At 56.3% G+C, this 22,735-nt stretch carries 19 protein-coding genes; 8 read left to right on the forward strand and 11 right to left on the reverse strand.

Features of this window, described 5'->3' with window-relative positions:
- Positions 1 to 33: 33 nt before the first annotated feature.
- The 10 genes from AC2FID_RS08025 to AC2FID_RS08070 form a co-directional block, all read right to left on the reverse strand.
- A complete protein-coding gene (locus AC2FID_RS08025; RefSeq protein ID WP_496836251.1) occupies positions 34 to 1,950 on the reverse strand; it encodes a beta-galactosidase in 1,917 nt (638 codons plus the stop codon).
- Positions 1,947 to 2,807, reverse strand: coding sequence for an SMP-30/gluconolactonase/LRE family protein (locus AC2FID_RS08030; protein WP_496836252.1), 861 nt, complete (start codon positions 2,805 to 2,807; stop codon positions 1,947 to 1,949). Before AC2FID_RS08030 ends, AC2FID_RS08025 begins: the two co-directional genes overlap by 4 nt.
- Positions 2,804 to 3,409 (reverse strand): 2-dehydro-3-deoxy-6-phosphogalactonate aldolase, encoded by a 606-nt coding sequence (locus tag AC2FID_RS08035; RefSeq protein WP_496755859.1) that lies wholly within the window; start codon positions 3,407 to 3,409, stop codon positions 2,804 to 2,806. Before AC2FID_RS08035 ends, AC2FID_RS08030 begins: the two co-directional genes overlap by 4 nt.
- Positions 3,406 to 4,299, reverse strand: a complete 894-nt coding sequence (locus AC2FID_RS08040; protein ID WP_496836254.1) for a 2-dehydro-3-deoxygalactonokinase — start codon at positions 4,297 to 4,299, stop codon at positions 3,406 to 3,408. The genes AC2FID_RS08035 and AC2FID_RS08040 overlap by 4 nt, the downstream gene beginning before the upstream one ends.
- A 4-nt stretch (positions 4,300 to 4,303) precedes the next feature.
- The gene (locus tag AC2FID_RS08045) at positions 4,304 to 5,071 is read right to left on the reverse strand and encodes an SDR family NAD(P)-dependent oxidoreductase (protein WP_282151993.1); all 768 of its coding nucleotides are present in this window, start codon (positions 5,069 to 5,071) and stop codon (positions 4,304 to 4,306) included.
- Positions 5,071 to 6,780: an IlvD/Edd family dehydratase gene (locus tag AC2FID_RS08050; protein WP_496836257.1), complete on the reverse strand. Its 1,710-nt coding sequence runs from the start codon at positions 6,778 to 6,780 to the stop codon at positions 5,071 to 5,073. The genes AC2FID_RS08045 and AC2FID_RS08050 overlap by 1 nt, the downstream gene beginning before the upstream one ends.
- 26 nt (positions 6,781 to 6,806) lie before the next feature.
- Positions 6,807 to 8,147, reverse strand: coding sequence for an alpha-glucosidase/alpha-galactosidase (locus AC2FID_RS08055; protein WP_496836259.1), 1,341 nt, complete (start codon positions 8,145 to 8,147; stop codon positions 6,807 to 6,809).
- A gap of 22 nt (positions 8,148 to 8,169) precedes the next feature.
- Positions 8,170 to 9,018 (reverse strand): carbohydrate ABC transporter permease, encoded by an 849-nt coding sequence (locus AC2FID_RS08060; protein WP_058271994.1) that lies wholly within the window; start codon positions 9,016 to 9,018, stop codon positions 8,170 to 8,172.
- Position 9,019: 1 nt separating this feature from the next.
- Positions 9,020 to 9,943: a carbohydrate ABC transporter permease gene (locus AC2FID_RS08065; protein ID WP_058271993.1), complete on the reverse strand. Its 924-nt coding sequence runs from the start codon at positions 9,941 to 9,943 to the stop codon at positions 9,020 to 9,022.
- Positions 9,944 to 10,039: 96 nt separating this feature from the next.
- Positions 10,040 to 11,299, reverse strand: coding sequence for an ABC transporter substrate-binding protein (locus AC2FID_RS08070; protein WP_058271992.1), 1,260 nt, complete (start codon positions 11,297 to 11,299; stop codon positions 10,040 to 10,042).
- A 150-nt stretch (positions 11,300 to 11,449) separates the two neighbouring features.
- On the opposite strand from AC2FID_RS08070, the gene AC2FID_RS08075 reads away from it, so the two are divergent.
- From AC2FID_RS08075 to AC2FID_RS08110, 8 genes are all read left to right on the forward strand, one after another.
- Complete coding sequence (locus tag AC2FID_RS08075) at positions 11,450 to 12,256, forward strand: IclR family transcriptional regulator (protein WP_496697944.1); 807 nt, start codon at positions 11,450 to 11,452, stop codon at positions 12,254 to 12,256.
- Positions 12,253 to 13,311: an ABC transporter ATP-binding protein gene (locus AC2FID_RS08080; protein WP_496697943.1), complete on the forward strand. Its 1,059-nt coding sequence runs from the start codon at positions 12,253 to 12,255 to the stop codon at positions 13,309 to 13,311. The genes AC2FID_RS08075 and AC2FID_RS08080 overlap by 4 nt, the downstream gene beginning before the upstream one ends.
- A 135-nt stretch (positions 13,312 to 13,446) precedes the next feature.
- Positions 13,447 to 14,406: a dihydrodipicolinate synthase family protein gene (locus tag AC2FID_RS08085; protein WP_282119363.1), complete on the forward strand. Its 960-nt coding sequence runs from the start codon at positions 13,447 to 13,449 to the stop codon at positions 14,404 to 14,406.
- Positions 14,397 to 15,329 carry a 4-hydroxyproline epimerase gene (locus AC2FID_RS08090; protein ID WP_496836263.1) on the forward strand — a complete coding sequence of 311 codons (933 nt, stop codon included), beginning with the start codon at positions 14,397 to 14,399 and terminating at the stop codon, positions 15,327 to 15,329. The genes AC2FID_RS08085 and AC2FID_RS08090 overlap by 10 nt, the downstream gene beginning before the upstream one ends.
- Positions 15,326 to 16,564: an NAD(P)/FAD-dependent oxidoreductase gene (locus AC2FID_RS08095; RefSeq protein WP_496836265.1), complete on the forward strand. Its 1,239-nt coding sequence runs from the start codon at positions 15,326 to 15,328 to the stop codon at positions 16,562 to 16,564. Before AC2FID_RS08090 ends, AC2FID_RS08095 begins: the two co-directional genes overlap by 4 nt.
- A gap of 9 nt (positions 16,565 to 16,573) precedes the next feature.
- The gene (locus AC2FID_RS08100; protein ID WP_496836267.1) at positions 16,574 to 17,599 is read left to right on the forward strand and encodes a trans-3-hydroxy-L-proline dehydratase; all 1,026 of its coding nucleotides are present in this window, start codon (positions 16,574 to 16,576) and stop codon (positions 17,597 to 17,599) included.
- Between the two features lie 124 nt (positions 17,600 to 17,723).
- Positions 17,724 to 18,899 (forward strand): tetratricopeptide repeat protein, encoded by a 1,176-nt coding sequence (locus tag AC2FID_RS08105; protein ID WP_496836269.1) that lies wholly within the window; start codon positions 17,724 to 17,726, stop codon positions 18,897 to 18,899.
- A 211-nt stretch (positions 18,900 to 19,110) separates the two neighbouring features.
- Positions 19,111 to 21,324, forward strand: coding sequence for an NADP-dependent isocitrate dehydrogenase (locus tag AC2FID_RS08110; RefSeq protein ID WP_496836270.1), 2,214 nt, complete (start codon positions 19,111 to 19,113; stop codon positions 21,322 to 21,324).
- Between the two features lie 276 nt (positions 21,325 to 21,600).
- Here the strand turns inward: AC2FID_RS08110 and AC2FID_RS08115 are convergent, their stop codons facing one another.
- The gene (locus tag AC2FID_RS08115) at positions 21,601 to 22,707 is read right to left on the reverse strand and encodes a peptidoglycan-binding protein LysM (protein WP_496697930.1); all 1,107 of its coding nucleotides are present in this window, start codon (positions 22,705 to 22,707) and stop codon (positions 21,601 to 21,603) included.
- Between the last annotated feature and the right edge of the window lie 28 nt (positions 22,708 to 22,735).

The raw sequence follows: 22,735 nt of genomic DNA on the forward strand, positions 1-22,735 counted from the left end.
CGAAGTTAAATCCTAAACGTGCGTCCGGAGAGGTTATTCCTCTTCGGGCGCATCTTTCTGCGTGACAGCAACGTCACAGGCGTCAACGACGTCACCGTTCCATGCGACCGGTTGCGCATTGTAGTTTATCAGGAAAACATGCGTGGCCGTCTCGCGACGGCGCAACCCTTTGGGCATCGGATATAGGGTCACCTCGGTTTTGCGCGCGGCCATTTCAACGACCCGGTCCCACAATGTGTCATCCGGGAAACCTGCCAGATACCAAAGACGATTTTCACCCAAAAGCGCAGGGGTGCCATCTGCAAATGTCAGCAAATTGGGGGCAGCCCCCGAAACCCTGTCGATCCAATGTTGCACCGCTCCGCCGCCTTCAACGCCACGGCGGATGTTAGGCGGCAGTGTCTCGACCAAATTGACGTCGCATTTCAGACCGTTCAGACCGGGTCGTGCCCGGGGAATCTGGAAATCATGTGTGATCGCCCCGCTGCGTGGACCCATGATGAGCAGATCACAGGCCTCCACCAATTGACGTTCCAAATTGTCGCTCACGGTGGCTATCCCCGGAGCAAGGATGAACTTGTAGCCAACACGCGGAATGTTGGTTGAGGACACGAAGTCCACAGACAAGCCCGCCCGCCGCAAGGCGCGATACGCCGAGAAAACCAGACGAAAATAGTCAAATCCAGCGCCCTGAGGCTGTGTCGACCAAGCCCAATCCGAGGCGTAGTCGAACAGGATGGCCACCTGGGCCTGTGTCTGCACAACGTTGCCTATTTCTGACAACGCGTCCGAAGTCTGCTTTGCCTCGGTCAGGGCCGGGGCAGGGTGGTTGTTGGGTGTCAGCAGCCCCGCATGCATTTGCTCTTGCGCAAACGGCGCCTGCCGCCAGCGGAAATAGCTGACGACCTCTGCCCCGTGCGCCACTGCCTCAAGTGACCAAAGCTTAACCATTCCGGGTAGTGGCACCGGATTGTATGGTGCCCAATTCACCGGGCCGGGTTGCTGCTCCATCACCCACCAACGCCCACGCCCGACCGCGCGATACAGGTCATGATGAAAAGCCTGCATGTCCGGGTCGCCCTGCTGAAGAAAGGCGGTTTTGTGCGTTTCATCCGCTTCAAGCCGGTCAGAGAGGAAGCCGATTGGATAGCTGTCCCATGTGGCGATATCCAGATCTTCGCCAACCTTGAAATGGTCGAAATCCAGCACTCGGCCCATATAGTTGTGCAACAAAGGCGCATCGGTCAAAGCGCGCAGTACATCTGCCTGGGCTTTGTTATACGCAACGACCTGATCCGAACTGAAACGCCGGAACGCCAGAACATGCGCCGGGTTGGGTTCGGTCACTGTCATATTGGGCAGATCAATCTGGTCGAAATCACGATACTCCATCGCCCAGAATATGTTGCCCCATGCCTCGTTTAGTGCGTCAATGCTGCCGTATTGATCCTTTAGCCAATGCCGAAAGGCATGCAGAGCGGCGAGGCCGTAGCTGACGGTCGTATCGTGACAGCCATATTCATTGTCGATTTGCCATGCCGCAATATGCGGGTTTCGTCCATAGCGCTCGCCCATGATCCGGGCAATGCGGACGGATTCCTGGACATAACCCGGGTGGCTAAAACAATAATGCCTGCGTGAGCCGAATTTTCGTGTATTCCCCAGAACATCCACTGCCAGCATGTCTGGGTGTTTCTCAAGCATCCACCGCGGAGGCGTCGCAGTGGGCGTCCCCAGCACAACCTTGAGCCCAGCCGCCCCAAGCGTTTCGATTGCACGGTCCAGCCAATCCAACTGCAGATCGCCAGGAACCGGCTCCATTCGGCTCCAGGCAAACTCACCGATCCGGACCCAGCTTATGCCAGTTTCAACCATTCGAGCCGCGTCTTCGGCCCACATGGCCTCGGGCCAATGTTCCGGGTAATAGCAAACACCAAGTTCTGGTTTCATAGAAGGACTCTGTGTTCTGCCTGGCCTGTGCCCGCGTCCAATGCGCCAAAGGTCATGCCATTGGTTGGTTGTGTTTCAACAGTGTCTGCGTCCAACCCCTGACGGGCAGTGGTGCAAAACAGCGTTGTCAGATCGTCGCCGCCAAAGGCGGGACAAGATGTATGTGCGGCCTGAAACGAAACGGCATGCAGAAACCGCCCGTTCGGGTCATAGCAAGCGACACGGTTTGCCCCCCATTGGGCGATCCAGATATTGCCTTCTGCGTCGACCACAGCGCCATCGGGAAAAAGGTCATCAGCGCGCAAATCGAGAAACACCGTGCTATTGCCTTCGGGCCACCCCGTCTCAGGCTCCAGCGAGCAGCGCCTAACCTGTCGTGTGACTGTATCTGTGTAATAGACGCAGGACCTGTCTGAGGAAAAACAGATCGCGTTCGAGATTGTGACCTCGGGCACAAGCAGGCGTAGTTCGCCCTGCCAGTACCGATAGATCGCGCCCGCCTCTTGTTCGGCGTTTTTACCCATCGTCCCAATCCAGAACCCGCCCCACGGGTCTGCGCGCCCGTCATTGGAGCGGGTGACCGGGTTGTTCGCCTCAAGCGAGACGATCAGGTCTTTTTGACCACTGTTCAAACCAAACCGCCACAGACCGGTTTCCGAGGCCATCACTATTGTATCCCGGTCAACCCAACCTGCTGCTGAGACATGTTCCGAAAACTGCCAGCTGTGTTGCTCATCCCCGGTCTGCGTCATCAAACGTTTGTTGATGATGTCAAACCAGTACAGTTGCTTGCGTTCAGGATGCCACAGGGGTCCTTCGCCAAGCTCACAAGGGCGATCATCAAAAACAAAGGTCATCCAGCAGCCTCGTCATAGGCAGCGACGATCCGCTTGGCCTGACCGGCAATTTCCGCGACGGACATCCCCGGTTTGAACAGGGCCGATCCGATGCCAAACCCGTCTGCCCCAGCCTTGATCCATTCGGCGAAGTTCTCAGGTCCAGCGCCACCAACGGCATAGACCAAAGTACCCGATGGCAATACAGGTCGCAGTGCGGCCAAACCACTTGGTCCGGCGGTGACACCCGGGAACAATTTCAATCCCGTCGCGCCAGCCTTAAGCGCGGCAAACGCCTCGGTCGGGGTATAGACGCCCGGCCAGCTTTGCATGTTAAGCGCGACAGAGCGCAATATGACCTCGGCGTCATAATTCGGGGAAACGATCAGTTTTCCGCCAACTTGCGAAACGGCCTCTACCTGCTTGGGGGTCAGAACCGTGCCAGCGCCGATCAATGCTTGATCGCCGAATGAGCTGGCCAACGATTCAATGCTGTTCAGCGGGTCAGGCGAATTCAACGGCACCTCGATCTTGTCGATACCGGATTCGATCAGAGCATGGCCTACATTGACGGCTTCTGCCGGTTGCAAGCCACGCAGAATGGCGATTATGGGGCGGCTCATGCGGTTTGCCTCGTTAGTTTGCGGGCCTGTGCCAGACCTGCCAATGTGCATTGTGTTGCGTTAGCTGTGTCCACGAAAGCGCCCTGTAGTTGCAGCGCACGTGCGTAGATTTGGGACATCCCTTCGGCGCCGATGATTGCCAGCTGCTGCCCCAACCAGTAAGGGCGTGTTGCGCCCAACTCGGCCCCGATCAAAAGCCCGGATAACTTGGCTCGGGCTGTCTCCTTGTCCTGATTGTGCAACAAATCCGCCGCTCGCAGTCCGAACAGACGCGCAGCCAATTGTTCGGGTTTGGACAACGCGTCTGCCGTAGCTTCTGCGAAGGCGTCGGCGTCCCAGCCGTCACCGACCGAATGCTTGAGCACTGATTGCTCGGAGAGCAGTTCAAACATCTCACCCGTCATGAACGTTCGAAAGCTCACGACTTCTCCTGCGCTGATCTGAACCCATTTTGAATGCGTCCCGGGCAGGCAGATAACCCCGTCCCAGTTCGGACGGGTTGCCAGAAAGCCAGATATTTGAGTTTCCTCACCGCGCATAACGTCTGGCGGTGCGTTCTGTTTAAGACCGGGCACCACGAATGCGCGTATCCGGGCATCGGTACCGGGTACCCGTATAGGCGCATCCGACAGCGGTGCTGACGGGACGGCCGAATATGGGGCTTCGACCCAACCTTGCCGCGCACCGACCATACCGCAGGCCACAACGTCGACAGGTTCAGGACCCAACCAGTCGGCGATCAGGTCAAGCAAGGCAGATTGAAACGCATCTCTGCTCAGCCGAGCCATTCCCCGATCAGACTGGGATTGCACCAGTACGGTGTCGCCCTGCATGGCCCAGGCCCGCAGTTGGGATGTTCCCCAGTCGACGGCTATCCACTCTGCATTCATGGCCTTACCCCGTTACTACAACGCCGCCATCGACGGCCATGCACTGTCCGGTCATCGCGCGGCTGGCACCCGAGGCCAGGAACAATGTCGGTGCGATCATGTCTTCGGGCGTCAGGTGTTCTTTCAGGCACTGGCGCTCCAAATGCGCTGCCAGGTCATCCGGCGTCGCCCACATATCAAGTTGCTTTTGCGTCAAAACCCATCCGGGAGCCAGCGCATTGATACGAATTTTTTGCGGCCCCAATTCGCGTGCCAAAGATCGCGTCATCCCGGTGATCCCGGCATTCGACGTCGTATAGATTGGGTACCCCGCATTCCCCATCATGTAGCTGATCGAGCTGAAGTTGACGATTGAACCCCCTTTGCCAGTCATTTGGCGCGCAGCCTCCTGACAGGCGAAGTAGTAGGCCTTGAGGTTCACCTCAATCATCCAGTCCCAGAACTCGGCGGTGGTTTCCTCAAGCGAGTGACGCTTGTCGTTAGCGGCGTTGTTGACCAACACATCCAAAGGTCCATGTGCCTCGGCAGCCTTTTGCATTGTGGCGTGCAGCAGTTCGGTATCCGTCATGTCGCCCTGCATGAACAGCGGCGCGCGACCATGTTTGTCTCGCATTTCCTCAACGAATGCGCTGGCGTCCGAGCGGCCGATAAAGGCAACGTTTGCGCCCTGGGCCAAAAAACCGTCTGTCAGTGCGGCCCCTACACCAGAGCCGCCGCCGGTAATATAGACCGAGGCGCCGTTTAGATCGTGGAAAGTGGCTGGATGGTCCATCAGTGGCTCTCTCTGGTCACAAGGCGGGTGTCTTTGCCGACGAGGAAATCTAGGTCCGCGCCCTGATCGGCTTGCAGCACGTGGTCGACATAGAGTTTCGCATAACCGCGCGTGTAGTGCGGATCATCCGGTTGCCACGCGGCGCGGCGGGTTTCCAGCTCCTCAGCGGCGACAAGCAACTCCAATTCCCCGTTGCTGGCAGAAACCCGGATACGGTCCCCGGTGTTGACGAGTGCCAGCGTACCGCCTGCCTGTGCCTCGGGGCTGACATGCAGGATGACGGTGCCATAGGCGGTGCCGGACATGCGGGCGTCGGATATGCGGATCATGTCGCGGACGCCTTCCTTCACCAGTTTGGCCGGGATCGGCATGTTGCCGACCTCGGGCATGCCGGGATAGCCCTTTGGGCCGCAACCCTTCAGGACCAGAATGGTTTCAGACGTTACTGGCAGATCATCCCGGTCAATATTTGCTTTCAAGTCTTCGATGCTCTCAAAAACGTAGGCCTCGGCTTCTGTTTCCAGTAGCGCATCCGTCGCGGCCGAGGGTTTCACAATGGCCCCGTTGGGCGCGAGGTTACCGCGCAGCACGCGCAGACCAGCGGCGGGTTTCACCGGATCGTCGAAGGGGCGGATAACGTCAGGGTTAAAGCATTCTGCCCCTTCAAAATGCGCCGAGATATCTTTGTTCAGAACGGTTTTTGCGGGGCGCAGGAAGGGTTTCAACTCGTTCAGAACCACCGGCACACCGCCCGCGTAGCAGAAATCCTCCATCAGGTATTTCCCTGAGGGCATGCAGTTCACCAGTAGTGGGATTTCCGACCCGATTTCAAAATCTTTCAGTGTCAGGTCTACGCCCACGCGGCCCGCCAGCGCGAGTAGATGCACTACTGCATTGGTCGAGCCGCCAACGGCCGCATTGGCCAGAATGGCATTTTCGAACGCTTCCTTGGTCAGGATGTCCGACGGCTTAAGATCTTCGTCCACCATCTCGACAATCCGTTTACCCGTCAGGTGTGCCAGCGCCATACGGCGGGCATCAACTGCCGGCAGGGCGGCGTTGGTGGGCAGGGACATACCCATCGCTTCCACCAAAGACGCCATGGTTGAGGCCGTACCCATGGTCATGCAAACACCTGCGCTGCGTGACATACCGGATTCGGCGTTCATGAAATCCTTCAAGGTCATCTCGCCGGCACGAACGGCCTCGGAAAATTTCCAGACATCTGTTCCGGATCCAATGTCCTTGCCACGGTATTTTCCGTTCAGCATCGGGCCAGAGCTGACCACGATAGAGGGCAGATCTACCGAAGCGGCCCCCATCAGCTGCCCCGGCGTGGTCTTATCGCAACCACCCAAAAGGACTACGCCGTCGATGCCATAGGCGCGAATAGATTCCTCGACATCCATTGCCAGCAGGTTGCGGAACAGCATGGCGGTGGGTTTCATTTGGGTCTCGCCTAGCGACATGACGGGAAATTCGACCGGAAACCCTCCGGCCTCCCAAACGCCACGTTTGACGCCTTCGGCCAGATCCCGCAGGCCCGAGTTGCAGGGGGTCAGTTCCGACCAGGTGTTGCAGATGCCAATGATCGGACGACCATCGAACGCGTGATCGGGAAAGCCTTGGTTCTTCATCCAAGATCTGTGGATAAAGCCATCCTTGTCCAGCTTGCCATACCAATGCTGAGAGCGGCGTTTTTTTGTCATTGTTTTTAAGCCTTCTAAAATTGGGATCAGGCCGCCTTGGCGGGTTTGCACCAATCTGGCAACCAATCGGCATGTGCCACCAACAGGTCACTAACCAAGCTGCGGATCTGACGCAGGTCCAGTTCAGCGGCCGTATGCGGGTCCATCATAGCGGCGTGGTAAATGTATTCTGGGTTCTGCTCAACCAATGCCCGCACAGTCAGTTCCTGCACGTTGATCTGGCTGCGCATCAGCGCGATCAGCTGGGGCGGAATATCTGTTACGACCGAAGGTTGGACACCGTTAGTATCGACAACGCAAGGTGTTTCGACAGCCGCGCCAAGGGGGAGTTGAGGGATCTGTCCAGTATTGGGCAGGTTCCCATACGCCACGTAGGGCGTATCCGTCACGATCGCATTCATCAGGTCAGCGGCGAATTCATGGCTTCGGATCACTTCAATATCACGCCCGTCGGTCAGGGTCTTGGCCTGTTCTTTCCAACTGGCGATCTGTTCCTCGCAGCGGGTTGGGTATTCATCCAACGGGATGCCGAACTGCTCAATCAGGTCCTGGCGGCCTTCTTTGATGAACCATGGAACGTATTCTGCCAAATGTTCTGAACTTTCCGTGCAGAAATAGCCCAGATGTTCCATCACCTCATACCGCACCTTGTTGGCGCAACGTGGCATCAAAAGCGGTGGTTTGGGAATTTGCCCGCCGGCATACCCTTGCCGCAACGCCGGGTAGAGGTCGCGCCCGTCATGCTCCAGCTTCAGGAAAAAGGCCACATGGTTCACGCCTGCCACCTTGTAGCGGAACTCGTCCTTGGGCAGGTCCAGATCGTGAGCAAGTTCTTCAACGGTGTTTTGGACAGAGTGACACAGGCCGACATGTTTCAGCGCCGGGAAACGTTCTGCCAGCGCCCATGTGTTGATCGCCATCGGGTTCACGTATTGCAGCAGCGTTGCGTTTGGGCAGAGCTGCATCATGTCTTGTGCAACGTCCCACAACACAGGAACCGTGCGCAGGCCTCGCATGATGCCGCCGACGCCCAGGGTGTCAGCGATGGTCTGGCGCAGGCCGTATTGTTTGGGGATCTCGAAATCCGTCACCGTGCAGGGCTTGTAGCCGCCGACCTGGAAGGCGGTGATGACGAAATCGGCGCCTTCAAGCGCGGCGCGCCGGTCGGTATGCTTTGAGACAGATGCCCCTGTTCCGACAGAGCGGATCATCGCCCTGGCGACGGCCTCGCTTTCGGCAAGGCGCACGGGATCGATGTCCATCAGCGCAAAATGGCTGTCGGCCAGTGCAGGTGTCAGCAGGGCGTCGCCCACGATATTCTGCATGAAGATCGTGGAGCCTGCCCCGATAAAGGTGATCTTGGTCATGTGGCAAACCTTTGGTTTGACGTTATTTTACGGCACCGAGGGTCAAACCCGCGATGAAGTGTTTCTGCATGAGGAAGAACATGGCCACCGGCGGCAGAGCCGCGACGATGGAACCGGCACTCATTAGTTGATAGGCCGCCCGAAATTGGGCGTTAAAACTGGTTATACCTGCTGTCACGGGTTGGCTTTCCGCACCCTGTGTCAGGACAACAGCCCAGAAGTAGTCGTTCCAGATGAAGGTGAAAATCAACACACTGAGGGCCGCGATCGCCGGTTTCATTAGCGGTAGGACCACGTACCAGAAAATGCGCCATTCACTGATGCCTTCAACGCGAGCCGCCTCGATCAGTTCGAAGGGCAGGGCGCGGATAAAGTTGCGCATGAACAACGTGCAAAAGCCTGTTTGGAAAGCAATGTGGAACAAGACGAGGCCGGTTTTGGTGTTGTAGAGACCCAACTCCAACGTCAGGTCGCGCACCGGAACCATTAGAATCTGGAACGGGACGAAGTTGCCCGCAACAAACATGAAAAAGATCCAGATGTTTGAGCGGAATTTATAAATCCCCAGTGCAAACCCGGTCATGCAACTAAGCGCAACGGCACCGATCACTGTTGGAATGGTGATCATGAACGAGTTCAGCAAATAGCGTGGCATGTCCGAGTTGAAGAATACCTGCCCATAGTTGTAGGCACCCTCAAAGCTGGACGGCATCCCCCAGTAGTTTGCGTTGGTAAAGTCGGCTGCCGGCTTGACCGAGAACAGCGCTACCGCCAACAGGGGGCCGAGCCACAGCAGAAGTGCCAGGGGCAGCATCGCCTGGTAGGTGATCTGAGCCCCGCGGGGTTGTTTTTCGATGGGTTTGGGAAACATCTTAATGCCCCCTTTCTTCGCGGTACATCGACCACAGGAAATAGGCGATGAAGCACAGCATGATCAGGAACAGGATCACCGCGATGGCGGCGCCATATCCCATGCGGAAGCCGTATTCTGACAGCGCGACTTCGAACATGTAATAGGCAAGCACACGGGACGAACCGAACGGGCCACCCTGGGTCATGATCGAGATCAAGTCGAATGACCGAAGCGCGCCGATGATGGTGACAACGAAAGCAATGAAGGTGGCTGGGCGTAGTTGAGGCAGGATGATGTGCCACAGCATCCGCCCGCCTTTTGCACCGTCCAGACGTCCGGCCTCGATCTGTTCAGGATCCACAGCGTTCAGGCCAGTGAGATACAGGATCATGCAATAAGCTGTTTGCGGCCAGAGACCGGCAAAGATGATGCCGTAGGTGACGAAACGCTCATCCCCCAGAACATTCAGCGGGCCGAAGCCGAAGAATCCCAGGAATTCGTTCAACAGGCCGAAAGTCGGATCATAGAACCACGTGAAAACGAGTCCGACGACGACCTGAGAGATGACAAAGGGGAAGAAAAACAGTGACTTATAGAGCCGAATGCCCCAGACGGTTTGATTCAGGAACAGAGCAATGAACAGACCAGCTGGGATTGCCAGCAGGTACATGATCAACCAGATCAGGTTGTTCTTCAGCGATATGTAAAACGCGTCGCGGTCGGCCAATTCCCAATACAGGTCTTCGTAGTTGCGAAAACCCACATATTCCGCAGCGCCAAGCCCATCCCATTCGTACAAGGACAAGTTGAACGATTGGAACACTGGAATGATCACATAGACCATGAAGAACAGCAGACCCGGGGCCAAAAATAGCCAGGGCGCTATGCGCTGTTGATTTCTGTGGAACCAGCTTTCTTGTTCAGGGACATCGACGGCTGACATGCGCTCACTCGGTTTTGGATCAAAGGAGTAAGCCGGGTATGCACCCGCCTTACGCACGAAGTGGTGCAGGCCGGGCAAAGGCCCGGCCCGACCGGTTTAGTTTTCGTAGATACGCTGACGTGCGCGTTCCAGTTTGGACAGGATACGGTCAGCATTGTCCGGCTTGACCATGAACTCCTGGAACCCTTCCATCGACACCTTCGCCATTTCCGCGGGCGCGTCACGATCCCAGAACTGGGCGACGCCACCGGGGCTGTTGGCCGACAGCATCTCAAAGCCTTGCTGCAGGAACTTGTCTTCATCAACAGACGATTGGGCGTTCACAGGCAGCTGACCCAGGTTTGCGCCGTTGTTGATCTGAGTTTGCTCATCCGCGGAAACGGCAAAGCGCAGGAACTCACGCGCGGCTTCTTTATTCGATGCGTTGGCCGGGATGTGGAACGTATCAGTTGGCGCATCTTCCGCCAGTTCGACATCCGGGTTGATAGAAACGAACTGATAGAAGTCCAATTGGTCGTCGGTCAGTCCCGCTTCGCGCAGCGGAGCAACAGCAAAGTTACCCATCAGGTACGCGGCGGCTTCGCCGTTCACCATGAAGGGCAGGGCCTCTTGCCAGCTGTACGTCTGATGGTTGTCGACGAACGCGCCCATGTCGATCAGCTGTTTCCAGTTAGCGAACGTCTGCTTGACCCGGTCGTCTTCCCAGCTGATTTCGCCATTGGCAAGCTGGTTGTGGAAGTCAAACCCGTTGGTGCGCATGTTCAGGTAGTCGAACCAGCCGCCAGCGGTCCATAGGAACTTGGTGCCGATCGTATAGCAGGCGCGACCGGAATCGACGATCTTCTGGCAGTTCGCCAGCTCTTCTTCCCAAGTCGTTGGCTCGGTCAGGCCCAGCTCGTCAAAGATGTCTTTGCGATAGTAAACACCCCACTGATAGTAGGTGTAGGGTACACCCCACTGCTTGCCGTCGATGGTCATCGCACCTTTGGTCGATGCCAGATTTTCGGCGATTTCAGGTTCGGCCCATAAATCCGATACATCTTCGAACAGGCCCGCCTCGACGTAGGGCTTCATGCGGTTCGCCGCATACCACGTCGCCACGTCCGGCGTATCCGCAGTCAGGAAGTTGCGGATCTGGGTCTTGTACGCCTCGCGGTCGATTACTGTGGTTTCGATCTCCAGTCCCGGATGCTGTTCCGCAAAACGGTCGATCATTGCCTCCATCGTCGCGCGTGGCGCCGGGTTGGAGGTATCGAGAAAGATTCGCAGCTCGCCGGTCAGTTCGGCGGCGACAGGTGCGGCAAGTGCGACACTGGCTGCCAAAGCGGCGGCAGTGCGCTTGTACATGGAATGCATGGTTTCCTCCCTTAGCTTCCATTTTATACTTTTTCAGTTCCAAATAGTGAAACTGTGTTTTATATATTGAAAACTACACATCAACTCGGTTAGTCTTGTCAAGACCCTCGTGCCGATTGCGATGGGTTAATTGGAGGAGAACAGGCATCCGTGGCTGGTGACGGAACAATAGGAAAAGCATGTGATGTGCTGGATCAGGTGGCTGCATTCGCGCGCCCGGTTCGATTCGCAGAGCTGTTGGAAAGCAGCAATTTCCCCAAGGCGACCCTGTATCGGTTCCTGCAAACGCTGACCAATCAGGGAATGCTGTCGTATGATCCGGACCGACAGACATATACGCCTGGTTTGCGATTGGTTCGGCTGGCTCATGCAGCGTGGACACAAAGCTCGCTCGCGCCAATTGCGCGACCTTTTCTGGATGCATTGAGCCGGGAAACCGGGGAAACGGTGCATTTGGCACAGCTTGATTCAAATCAGGTGCTGTACGTGGATAAACGCAATGCGGCCCAGCCGATTGAGATGTATTCGCAGGCTGGCAAGGTCGGCCCGGCCTATTGCACTGGCGTCGGTAAGGCCATGATGGCGTTTTTGGATGAGGCCGCGCTGGACCGCGCCGTGTCTCAGCAAAGCTACCACCGCTTTACCGACAAGACACTGACCTCGGAGGCGGCGTTGCGTGCCGATCTCGACCTGATCCGCAACCGTGGCTATGCCGTCGATGACGAAGAGCATGAGCCCGGCATCATCTGCATTGCCTGTCCTATCCTCACCTCGGGCGGGCGGATGTTGGGGGCGATTTCCGTGACCGGATCGACCGAACGGATGAATTTCGACCAATTGGAAACCTGGGTTCCCCGTGTTCGCCGTGTGGCCGAACAAATCGGAGCCGAAGCACAGGCCTGGCGGTTCCCCGAGACCCGCCCAAGCGCCGACACAGACAGGATGCAAGCAACATGACAGGTGTGACTCTGAACCAGGCGATCAAGCGGTATGGCGAGACGCAGGTTATTCACGGCATTGATCTGGAAATCGAAGATGGAGAGTTCTGTGTCTTCGTTGGCCCGTCGGGCTGTGGTAAATCCACTTTGCTGCGGATGATCGCGGGCCTTGAGGAAACAACCGAAGGGCAAATCCATATAGGTGCCCGCGAAGTGACCCATATGGATCCGGCCAAGCGTGGCGTGGCCATGGTGTTCCAGACCTACGCCCTTTATCCACACATGACTGTGGCTGAGAATATGGGTTTTGGCTTGCGCATGAATGGCGTGGAAAAGTCCGAGATCAACAAGAAAGTGCAAGACGCTTCGAACATCCTCAAGTTGGATCAATACCTTAAGCGCAAACCCAAAGCCCTGTCTGGCGGTCAACGCCAGCGGGTCGCCATCGGGCGTGCCATCGTGCGGGGGCCCGAAGTGTTTTTGTTCGACGAGCCCTTGTCCAACCTTGATGCTGAATTGCGGGTCGAAATGCGGGTTGAAATTGCGCGGCTGCACAATGAAATTGGCGCGACCATGATTTATGTAACTCACGATCAGGTCGAGGCGATGACTATGGCCGACAAGATCGTTGTGCTGCGTGATGGCCGGATCGAACAGGTCGGCGCGCCGATGGATTTGTATCGGGACCCAGACAATCGGTTTGTAGCGGGGTTTATCGGGTCACCAGCCATGAATTTCCTTGATTGCGACATCGTCGATGGAAAGGTTTCGCACCCGGCTCTCAGCGAGCCGCTGGATGTGCCTGTAAACGTACCGGCAGGGATGAGTAAAGTGACCCTTGGCATACGTCCGGAACACATCGCAGTGGATCGGGCAGGCGATACTTGCACGGTTGATCTGACCGAAGCGCTTGGCGGTGTCAGCTATACGTATCTGCTGACGCCCAATGGCGATAAGCTGATTGTCGAGGAACGAGAAGATCAGCGCAGCAAACAGGGTGAACGCATCGGGCTGTCAGTGCGACCGGAACGCGCGATGCTGTTCGATCCCGAAACAGGTCACCGCCTTCGCTGAAAAATCCATTTTGTAATTTGAGCGCGCCCGATCATCGATCCGGCGCGTTTTCAATTTTTCTGGATTTTGTATCCAATATCCGTTATGGCGATTCTAAAAGTGTGTGTAACCGCCCAGCCATCGAGGAATTTACCAATGTCGACCAATGTGTTCACCGGCACGATGCCCGCTCTGATGACACCATGCAAACCCGACCGGACGCCTGACTTTGATGCGTTGGTGCACAAAGGAAAGCAGATGATCGACGCGGGTATGTCCGCGGTGGTCTACTGCGGCTCGATGGGGGATTGGCCCTTGTTGACCGATGCACAGCGGATGGAAGGTGTCGAGCGTTTGGTCGACGCGGGTTTGCCCGTTGTGGTCGGGACCGGAGCCATCAACACCAAATCCGCCGTGGCCCATGCAGCCCATGCACAAAAGGTAGGCGCCGTTGGCCTGATGGTCATTCCACGCGTTCTGTCTCGCGGCAGTTCACCTGCCGCGCAGAGGAACCACTTCAAAGCGATTTTGTCAGCCGCCCCCGATGTTCCGGCGATCATCTACAACAGCCCGTATTATGGCTTTGCTACGCGGGCTGACCTGTTCTTTGCTCTGCGCACAGAACATTCAAATCTGATTGGCTTCAAGGAATTCGGCGGCAAAGACGACCTGCGATATGCGGCCGAGAACATTACCAGTCAGGACGATCAGGTAACCCTGATGGTGGGTGTTGATACCGAGGTCTTCCACGGTTTCGTAAACTGCGGCGCAACCGGGTCGATCACCGGGATTGGCACAGCATTGCCGCGCGAAGCGCTGTTGCTGGCTGCTTTGTCCAAAAAAGCGGCGCAAGGCCATGCTGAGGCCCGCAAGCGCGCACTGGAACTGACCGAGGCGATTCAAGTACTTTCCAGCTTTGACGAAGGCCCGGATCTGGTGCTGTATTACAAGCACTTGTTGGTCCTGAACGGGGAACAGGAATACCGATTGCACTTTAACGAAACGGATGAGTTGACGGATGCACAACGTAACTATTGCGAACAGCAATATGATCTGTTCCAGATTTGGTATGCCGATTGGTCGAAACAGGGTGGAGTGATCGCTGAATGCACGTGATCGACAGTCACACAGGCGGCGAACCGACGCGTGTCATACTGGATGGCGCGCCCGATCTAGGTTCTGGGCCGTTGGCGGAACGAGCACAGCGGCTGGCGACAGAGCATGAGGCGTTCTATCGCTCTGTCATGTTAGAGCCGCGCGGCCAGCCAGCCATGGTCGCTGCGTTACTGGTCGAGCCGGTTGATCCGACATGCGTGACTGGTGTGATCTATTTCGATGTCGATGCCGTTTTGGGCATGTGTGGGCACGGAACCATCGGTCTGGCGGTCACATTGGCTCATCTGGGACGAATCGACGTGGGCCAACACCGGATCGAAACGCCTGCCGGGGTGGTGACGGTCAAGTTGCACGATGCAAACACCGCAACCGTGATCAACATTGAAAGCCGCAGAATTCATCAGGCCGTTACACTGGATGTCGCGGGCTATGGCCATGTCACAGGCGACGTTGCATATGGCGGCAACTGGTTCTTCATCGTTGATCCCAGCCCGATCCCGGTCGAGCCTGCCAATATTCGCCAACTGACGGATATGACGGTCGCCATCCGAGAGGCTTCGATCACGCGCGGGGTTGGCGGCGAAAAAGGCGAACCAATTGACCACGTTATCTTTCAAGATGATTCACCAGATCCGTCAGTTTACAGTCGCAATTTCGTTCTGTGCCCCGATGACAATTATGACCGCTCACCGTGCGGAACGGGCAGCTCGGCCCGACTGGCCTGTCTGGCGGCGGACGGGCGCTTAGCGCCGAGTCAGGAGATCATCCAGCAAAGCGTGATTGGCAGTTCCTATCGGCTGTCCTACCAGCCTGGGCCAAACGGGGGTATTATCCCCTCGATCACCGGGCAGGCATTCGTCATGGCCGACGCGACGTTGTTGTTCAACGAAAACGATCCTTTCAGAGCCGGGATCGAAACATGACCTCACAAGTCGTTGTCATCGGCGCCGGAGTAATTGGGATTACGACAGCGCTCGAACTGCAACGACGGGGCCATTCCGTGCTTGTCCTGGACCGCAAGGGCATCGCGACTGAAACATCAGCCGGTAATGCAGGGGCGTTTGCCTTTTCCGAGGTCGAACCACTGGCCACGCCTGGCATCATGCGCAAAGCACCGAAGTGGTTGTTGGATCCGTTGGGCCCACTGTCTATCCCGCCGGCCTACGCCTTGAAAATTGCACCGTGGATGTACCGGTTTTGGCGCGCCAGCCGACCGGACCGCTATGAAAACTTGCTTGGTGCGCAAGCCAGTTTGATGGCGTTCTCCAAAACTGCGCTTGATCAGCTGATATCTACCGCCGATGGCGAGCACTTGCTGCAACGCGATGGACAGATGCAGTTGTATGAAAGCGAGGCTGAATATCGCGCCAGTTTGCCGACATGGGACTTGCGGCGCGAACACGGGATCGAATTTGAACTGCTTGAAAGCCCGGCCGCAATTGCCGAGATGCAGCCGGGCCTCAGCCCTCGGTTCACCCATGCGGGGTTTACGCCGAACTGGCTGAACACTGTTGATCCAAAGCGATGGGTCGAACATCTTGCTGAGATCTTTCAGGGTCGAGGCGGTCGGTTCGAACGGAAAGAAATCCGAACCCTGTTACCGCAGGAAAATGGTGTGCGGGTCGCATGCGCGGACGGAACAATAGATGCGGCCAAAGTGGTGATTGCCGCAGGTGCCTGGTCTCATCACATCGCGCAAACATTGGGCGATCGCATCCCACTGGAAACCGAGCGTGGATACAATACCACCTTGCCGGAAGGCGCATTTGATTTGCGTATGCACCTGACATTCTCGCGCCACGGCTTTGTTGCCAGCAAAATAAATGGTGGCGTGCGCGTCGGAGGGGCGGTCGAACTGGGCGGGTTAACCTTACCGCCAAACTACAAGCGCGCCGATATTTTGTTGGAAAAGGCGGCGGCGTTTCTGCCTGGACTAAAAACCGAAGGTGGCACGCAATGGATGGGGTTCCGCCCATCCTTGCCGGACAGCATTCCGGTGATCGGCCCGTCTCGTAAATCGGCGGATGTCGTTTACGCATTCGGGCACGGGCATTTGGGCCTGACCCAATCTGCGGGAACTGCGGAACTCGTCGGGGCGCTGGTCGATGGGCAAGACCCACCAATATCATTGTCGCCTTACGCCGCCACCCGGTTTTGAGGAGGGGATATGCGCAGCATTAAGACCATTCATGTTGTGTCGGCCCATGCCGAAGGCGAGGTCGGCGACGTCATCGTTGGCGGGGTCTCTCCGCCGCCCGGTGACACGATCTGGGAGCAACGGACGCATATCGCCAACAATCAAACGTTAAGAAATTTCGTACTGAACGAACCGCGAGGCGGTGTGTTTCGGCACGTCAATCTACTGGTTCCGCCCAAACATCCGGATGCTGACGCCGCCTTTATCATTATGGAGCCCGAGGACACTCCGCCCATGTCCGGCTCAAACTCAATCTGTGTTGCCACGGTATTGCTGGATAGCGGGATCATAGCAATGCAAGAACCCGAGACAATTCTGACGTTTGAAGCGCCCGGAGGCCTGGTTCGCGTGCGCGCTGAATGCCGGGGCGGTAAGGCAGAACGGATCCACGTGCAGAACCTCCCCACTTTTGCGGGTAAGCTCTCTGTCCCGTTAGAGGTTCCGGGTTTGGGCACGCTGACTGTTGATACGGCTTTTGGAGGCGACAGTTTCGTGGTTGTAGATGCCGCTAAGCTGGGGTTTGATATAACCCAAGACGAAGCGCGTGAAATCGCCCGGACCGGCGTTACAATTACGAATGCCGCCAATGCCCAACTGGGGTTCTCGCATCCCGAGAACCCAGATTGGACCCACATTTCCTTTTGCGCTTTTTGTGGCCCGCTTGAAAAGACGCCGACTGGTTGGCGCGGTAAATCTGCCGTTGCCATCCAGCCCGGGAAGGTGGATCGCTCGCCCACTGGCACAGCAGTATCTGCGCGCATGGCGTTAATGGCGGCCAAAGGGCAGATGACGGTTGGGCAAACCCTCGAGGCCGTCTCGATCATTGGCTCGCGCTTTACCGGGAGAATTGTTCGGGAAACGCAAGTTGGTGCCCAACCCGCTATCATTCCAGAAATCAGCGGGCGCGGATGGATCACCGGAACCCATCAGCACATGCTTGATCCAGACGACCCTTGGCCGGGTGGGTATCGGTTGAGTGACACTTGGGGCGTTTAATCAATCTCTGCGATTGCGCTTGTGTCTTTTCCGTTTCATTACACAATTTTGGCGACCCGTTTCCTTGAGTATAGGTTCTGGATTGCCACTTTAAGGTGAGTGCTTTGAACAGATTGGAGGTGTAATGCACATTCGTCTTGCCGCCCTGGTTATTGTGATCGCCACGTTGTTGCTGTCCTTCAATTCACCATCAAAATCCGGACCAAATTACACGCAGCTGGCCCAGTCATGCCTTGGCAACAAAGGCGGCACGGCGCATGTGATCGCGGCCTGCACAACTTTGATAAATGGCGAGGGTGTTACCCCAGAAAACCGGAACACACTGCTGAGATCTCGTGGTTGGGCGTATTACAGCGGCAAACGGTACGAAGAGGCAATTTCGGACTATACCAGTGCTTTGGCTCTCGCTCAGAACGACCCACGTTCAACTTTGTGGCGTGCTATTGCCTATAACGCGGCGGCGGACGTCCAATCTGCTGAAGCAGCGTATGAAAGAGCTTTGTTGCTATCCCCAAGCAGCACTGAGGCTTTGTTTCACAAAGCTCAGTTCGACAGGGGCCAGGGAAACACTCTAGCCGCCATTCATGGGTTGGAGAAGGTTCTGGAACTCGACCCGAGCAATGGGGATGCGGGAACAGTACTGATCAATGCTCACTACGACGTAAATGGACATGACGCGGTCGAACAGTTTCTTGCACAAGCCGAACAGCGTTGGCCCGATCAAACATGGGTGTATAGTGCTCGTTTGCTCTACGATCTGAATGTCGCAGGAGATCATGAAAGCGCTCTTACGGCATCTGCGACGCTCGCTCGGCTGGAGCCTGGCGAAAAATACGAGTTGTTTATGCCAGCCATGATACATCTGAAAATCGGCGACGAAGACAAAGGCATTGAATTTGTGAACGAATATGCAGATTACGCTGTACAGCGAGACTTTGCTAAGTTGGTTTTCCCTAAGCGATGGTTTCGCAAAGTTTCGAATTGGTATGCCTTGGGTCAAGATGAAGAGTGGTTGCACCGCTACACGTTGCTTGCTGCCTTTGGCAGGCCGGACCTCGCCATGTCCGTACTCCAAGGTTTCCTTGAGGAAACCGGAGAGAATGGGCGCTACATTTTGATACTAGTTATGCGAGGATTCGGAATCTCGGTTCCGCGCGAGGCGGACGCCGGTTCTGTTGAGCATTTGAACGCCGCAATCGCAGATTACCTCGGTCAACTTGAAAAACAAAGCGGCTTCATGGCGTACGGGCTGCCGGAAAAAGTAGCGCCAGTAATGACCCTCACAACCGGTGCTCAGTAGTTTTAGCTAAAACCTCTATCCACATTCTCATACCCGTGGCAATTTGCGCCCCGTTTAGACGATTGATCCCAAGCCAATCGTGATTTAAGGGAGACCTTGTCAACACAGAGTCACCGTTGGGCGGTAGGTTGAACACGCCCATCATTAGCCACCCGTTTGTGGCACACTCTAGGATCGCACGCCCCGAAAGGCTTAAAAAAGGTAAAAGAATATGGCAGATAACTCAAACTTCGACATATTGTATACCATTGTAGACGAAGCGCCCGAACTGGCCAGCGCATCGTTTCTGCCCATCATTCGCAAATTCGCCTCTGCGGCGGGTGTCAGTGTCGGAACCAAGGACATTTCACTGGCGGGTCGTATTCTGGCAACGTTCCCCGAGAACCTGACTGACGCGCAACGCATCACCGATGATCTCGCAGCTCTGGGCGAGTTAGTGAAAACTCCGGATGCGAACGTCATCAAACTTCCCAACATCTCGGCATCGGTCCCGCAGTTGGTGGCGGCAATCGAAGAGTTGCAGTCGCAAGGCTATGACATTCCGAACTACCCCGAAGAGCCGTCGACCGATGAAGAAAAGGCGATCCGTGCGCGTTACGACGCTATCAAAGGCTCGGCTGTGAACCCGGTGCTGCGCGAAGGTAACTCGGATCGTCGCGCGGCGCGTGCGGTGAAGAACTATGCTCAGAAGAACCCGCATTCGATGGGGGAATGGGCGTCGGACAGCAAAACCAAAGTGTCGTCGATGTCTGGCAATGATTTCTATGCCAACGAGAAGTCCGCCACCATTACCGCCGCTCAGGCCGGTGATGCCAAGATCGAATTTGTTGGCAAAGACGGCAGCGTCACTGTCCTGAAAGGCGCCTGGCCTCTGGCTGAGGGCACAGTTGCAGACGCCACTTTCATGTCCGTCAAGGCACTGTCATCCTTCCTGACAGATGCGATTGAGGACACCAAGAAAGACGGCACGATGTTCTCGCTGCACATGAAAGCCACGATGATGAAGGTCTCGGACCCAATCATCTTTGGCTTTGCGGTCAAAGCCTGGCTGGCCCCGGTATTCGAAAAATTTGGTGCTGAACTCGACGCTTTAGGTGTGAACCCGAATTCCGGCTTGGGCGATTTACTGGAACGTGTTCAGGGCAATGCCGATATAGTGGCTGCCATCGAAGCGATCAAAGGTGATCGCCCGTCCATGTATATGGTCGACAGTGACAAAGGCATCACCAACCTGCACGTGCCGTCAGACGTGATCATCGACGCCTCGATGCCCGCCATAATCCGGGCGGGCGGAAAAGGCTGGAACGAGGCCGGTGCCAAGGGCGACACCAATTGTGTGATCCCCGACCGTTGCTATGCATCAGTTTATGATGAGAGCATCAAGTTTTTCAAAGCCAATGGCGCGCTGAACCCTGCAACTGTCGGTGCTGTCGCCAACGTCGGGCTGATGGCGCAAAAAGCGGAAGAATACGGTTCGCACCCAACAACGTTCCAAGCGCCGGCCGACGGTGCCATCCGTATCGTTTTGGCCAATGGCGAGACGCTGCATTCGCATGACGTTGAAAAGGGCGACATTTGGCGTGCCTGCACTGTGAAGAAAGCTCCTATCGAAAACTGGATCCAGCTGGCCATGGACCGGCAGCGTTTGACTGGATCCGAAGCGATCTTCTGGCTGGACGCAAACCGCGCCCATGACGCGGAGCTGATCAAATACGTCAAACCGGCACTCGAGGCAGCTGGCGTAGCCGACAAGTTCCTAATCATGGCTCCGCGCGAGGCGACCCGCCAGTCTTTGGAAACCATCACGGCAGGTAAGGACAGCATCGCTATCACGGGCAACGTGTTGCGCGACTACCTGACTGACCTGTTCCCGATCCTGGAACTGGGAACATCGGCCAAGATGCTGTCGATTGTGAAGCTGATGAATGGCGGTGGTCTGTTCGAAACCGGCGCGGGTGGGTCCGCTCCGAAACACGTGCAGCAATTGGTTGAGGAAAACCACCTGCGCTGGGACTCGATGGGTGAGTTCTGTGCCTTGGGTGAATCGCTGAACTTCCTAGCCGACAATAATGGCAACGCCAAAGCGGGTGTTCTGGGTGCCGCGGCCGAAGCGGCCACGCAAGGCATCCTGGACAACAATAAGTCGCCCAGCCGTAAAGTTGGGCAGCCAGATAACCGTGACAGCCACTATTGGTTCGCACGCTATTGGGCTGAGGCTCTTGCCGCGCAATCGGGTGATGCTGAATTGGCAGCAGAATTCACGCCGATTGCAAAAGAGCTGGCGGATAAAGAAGATCAGATCCTGTCTGAGCTGGCGACCGCTCAGGGTGCTGCCGCGGATCTTGGTGGATATTATCACACCGATCCTGCCAAGACCGCAGCGGTAATGCGCCCCAGCGCGACACTGAACGCGATTATCGGCTGATAAACAGTACCCACGTTTTGCGGCGTGGGTATTTTCGGATTGATGAGATCAATAGAAAAAAGGGCCGACCCCCAAAGTCGGCCCTTTTTTGAGTGAGTGGTCAGGCCGAAGCCTCACCGGTGTAGTTGAATTCACGTTAACTAATCCACGAGTTTTGGAAATTAGGGGATTCCCGTACTTTTGGGAATTTGGGTGCAACCTGTAGCTAAACCGCCTATTTTAAACGAAAAAGGGCCGGTCAAATGACCGGCCCAATTCGTGCTAAAAGTCGAATGATCAGTTAGATGCTGCGTTCAGCTTTTCGTTTTGTTCGCGAAGGGTGTCCGAGATAATCGCGTACCATTCGCCCGACTCACGCATTTCGTTCAGGCCCTTGTTCATCATCGCGATATATTCGCGAGCAAACGGGTTGGTGCGGTGCGCAAGGAAGCTCATCGAGGACAAGGTCGAAACATATGGGTTTTCAACCAGATCAGACGAAGTCAGTCCCATGTCGTTCATGGTCGAAGCGAACAGATCGACCTCAAACGCGGCGACATCCGCCGTGCCGGTCAAAACAGCATCAAGACATTCGCGGGCCGAGTTGGGTTGGACCACAGTTGTGTTTTCGCGGTTCAATCCGACTTCTTCCAGAACAACCATGCTCCAGCCTGACATGCGGCAAATGGTAGAACCTACGAAGTCCTCGAATTTGGTCGCGCTGGCGTAGTCGCTTTCCGGCAATGTGAAGAAGCCGCCTACGATGTCGTATACAGGGACAGAAGCCACAAATTGCGTACAACGCGCTTCGGTTTCTGACGACCATTCGTATGTGCGGTTCGTACAATCCGGAACGGTCCATGCGATCGAAATATCGAACGCGCCAAGCGGCAACAATGTGTCCAGATGCGAGCTCCAGTCATCGACAAAACTGACCGAGTAGTCGCGGCTGTTGCCGGCACGTTGAAGACTGGTCGTAGCCAGACGGGTCATGATGCCGCCGCCGCCCAGTGCTTCACTGGTAAAGGGTTCCCAGCCGTTACCCGCAACCATTTTGATCGGCGGGGCATAGACATTCGAACGCTTGACGCTTGCTGCACGTTGCTCTTCCGCAGCGATCAGCTCCTGCGCGGATTGACCGTTTGGCAGGCTGCCATCTTCACAGGGCAGGGCCAGAACCAGACCTGGCGCAAGGTCGTTCGGGTTGGTGATGATGTTACGGTTTGCGTTGAAGATGGGCTGATAGTTCGACGTTCCGTAGGCAGCGATCGCGATGGTGGCCATCGTGTCACCGTCCGAGACCGTGTAGTTTGAACAGGCTTCCTGCGCTGCCGCTGCGCCTGCGGTGAGTGTGAGGACGGCAGTCGCCGTCATCACCTTGGTGTTAAATTTTTGTTTGTGCATTGTTTTTCCTCCCGTGGGTTGGAATTTG

Source organism: Ruegeria sp. CDSC068 (assembly GCF_059610545.1).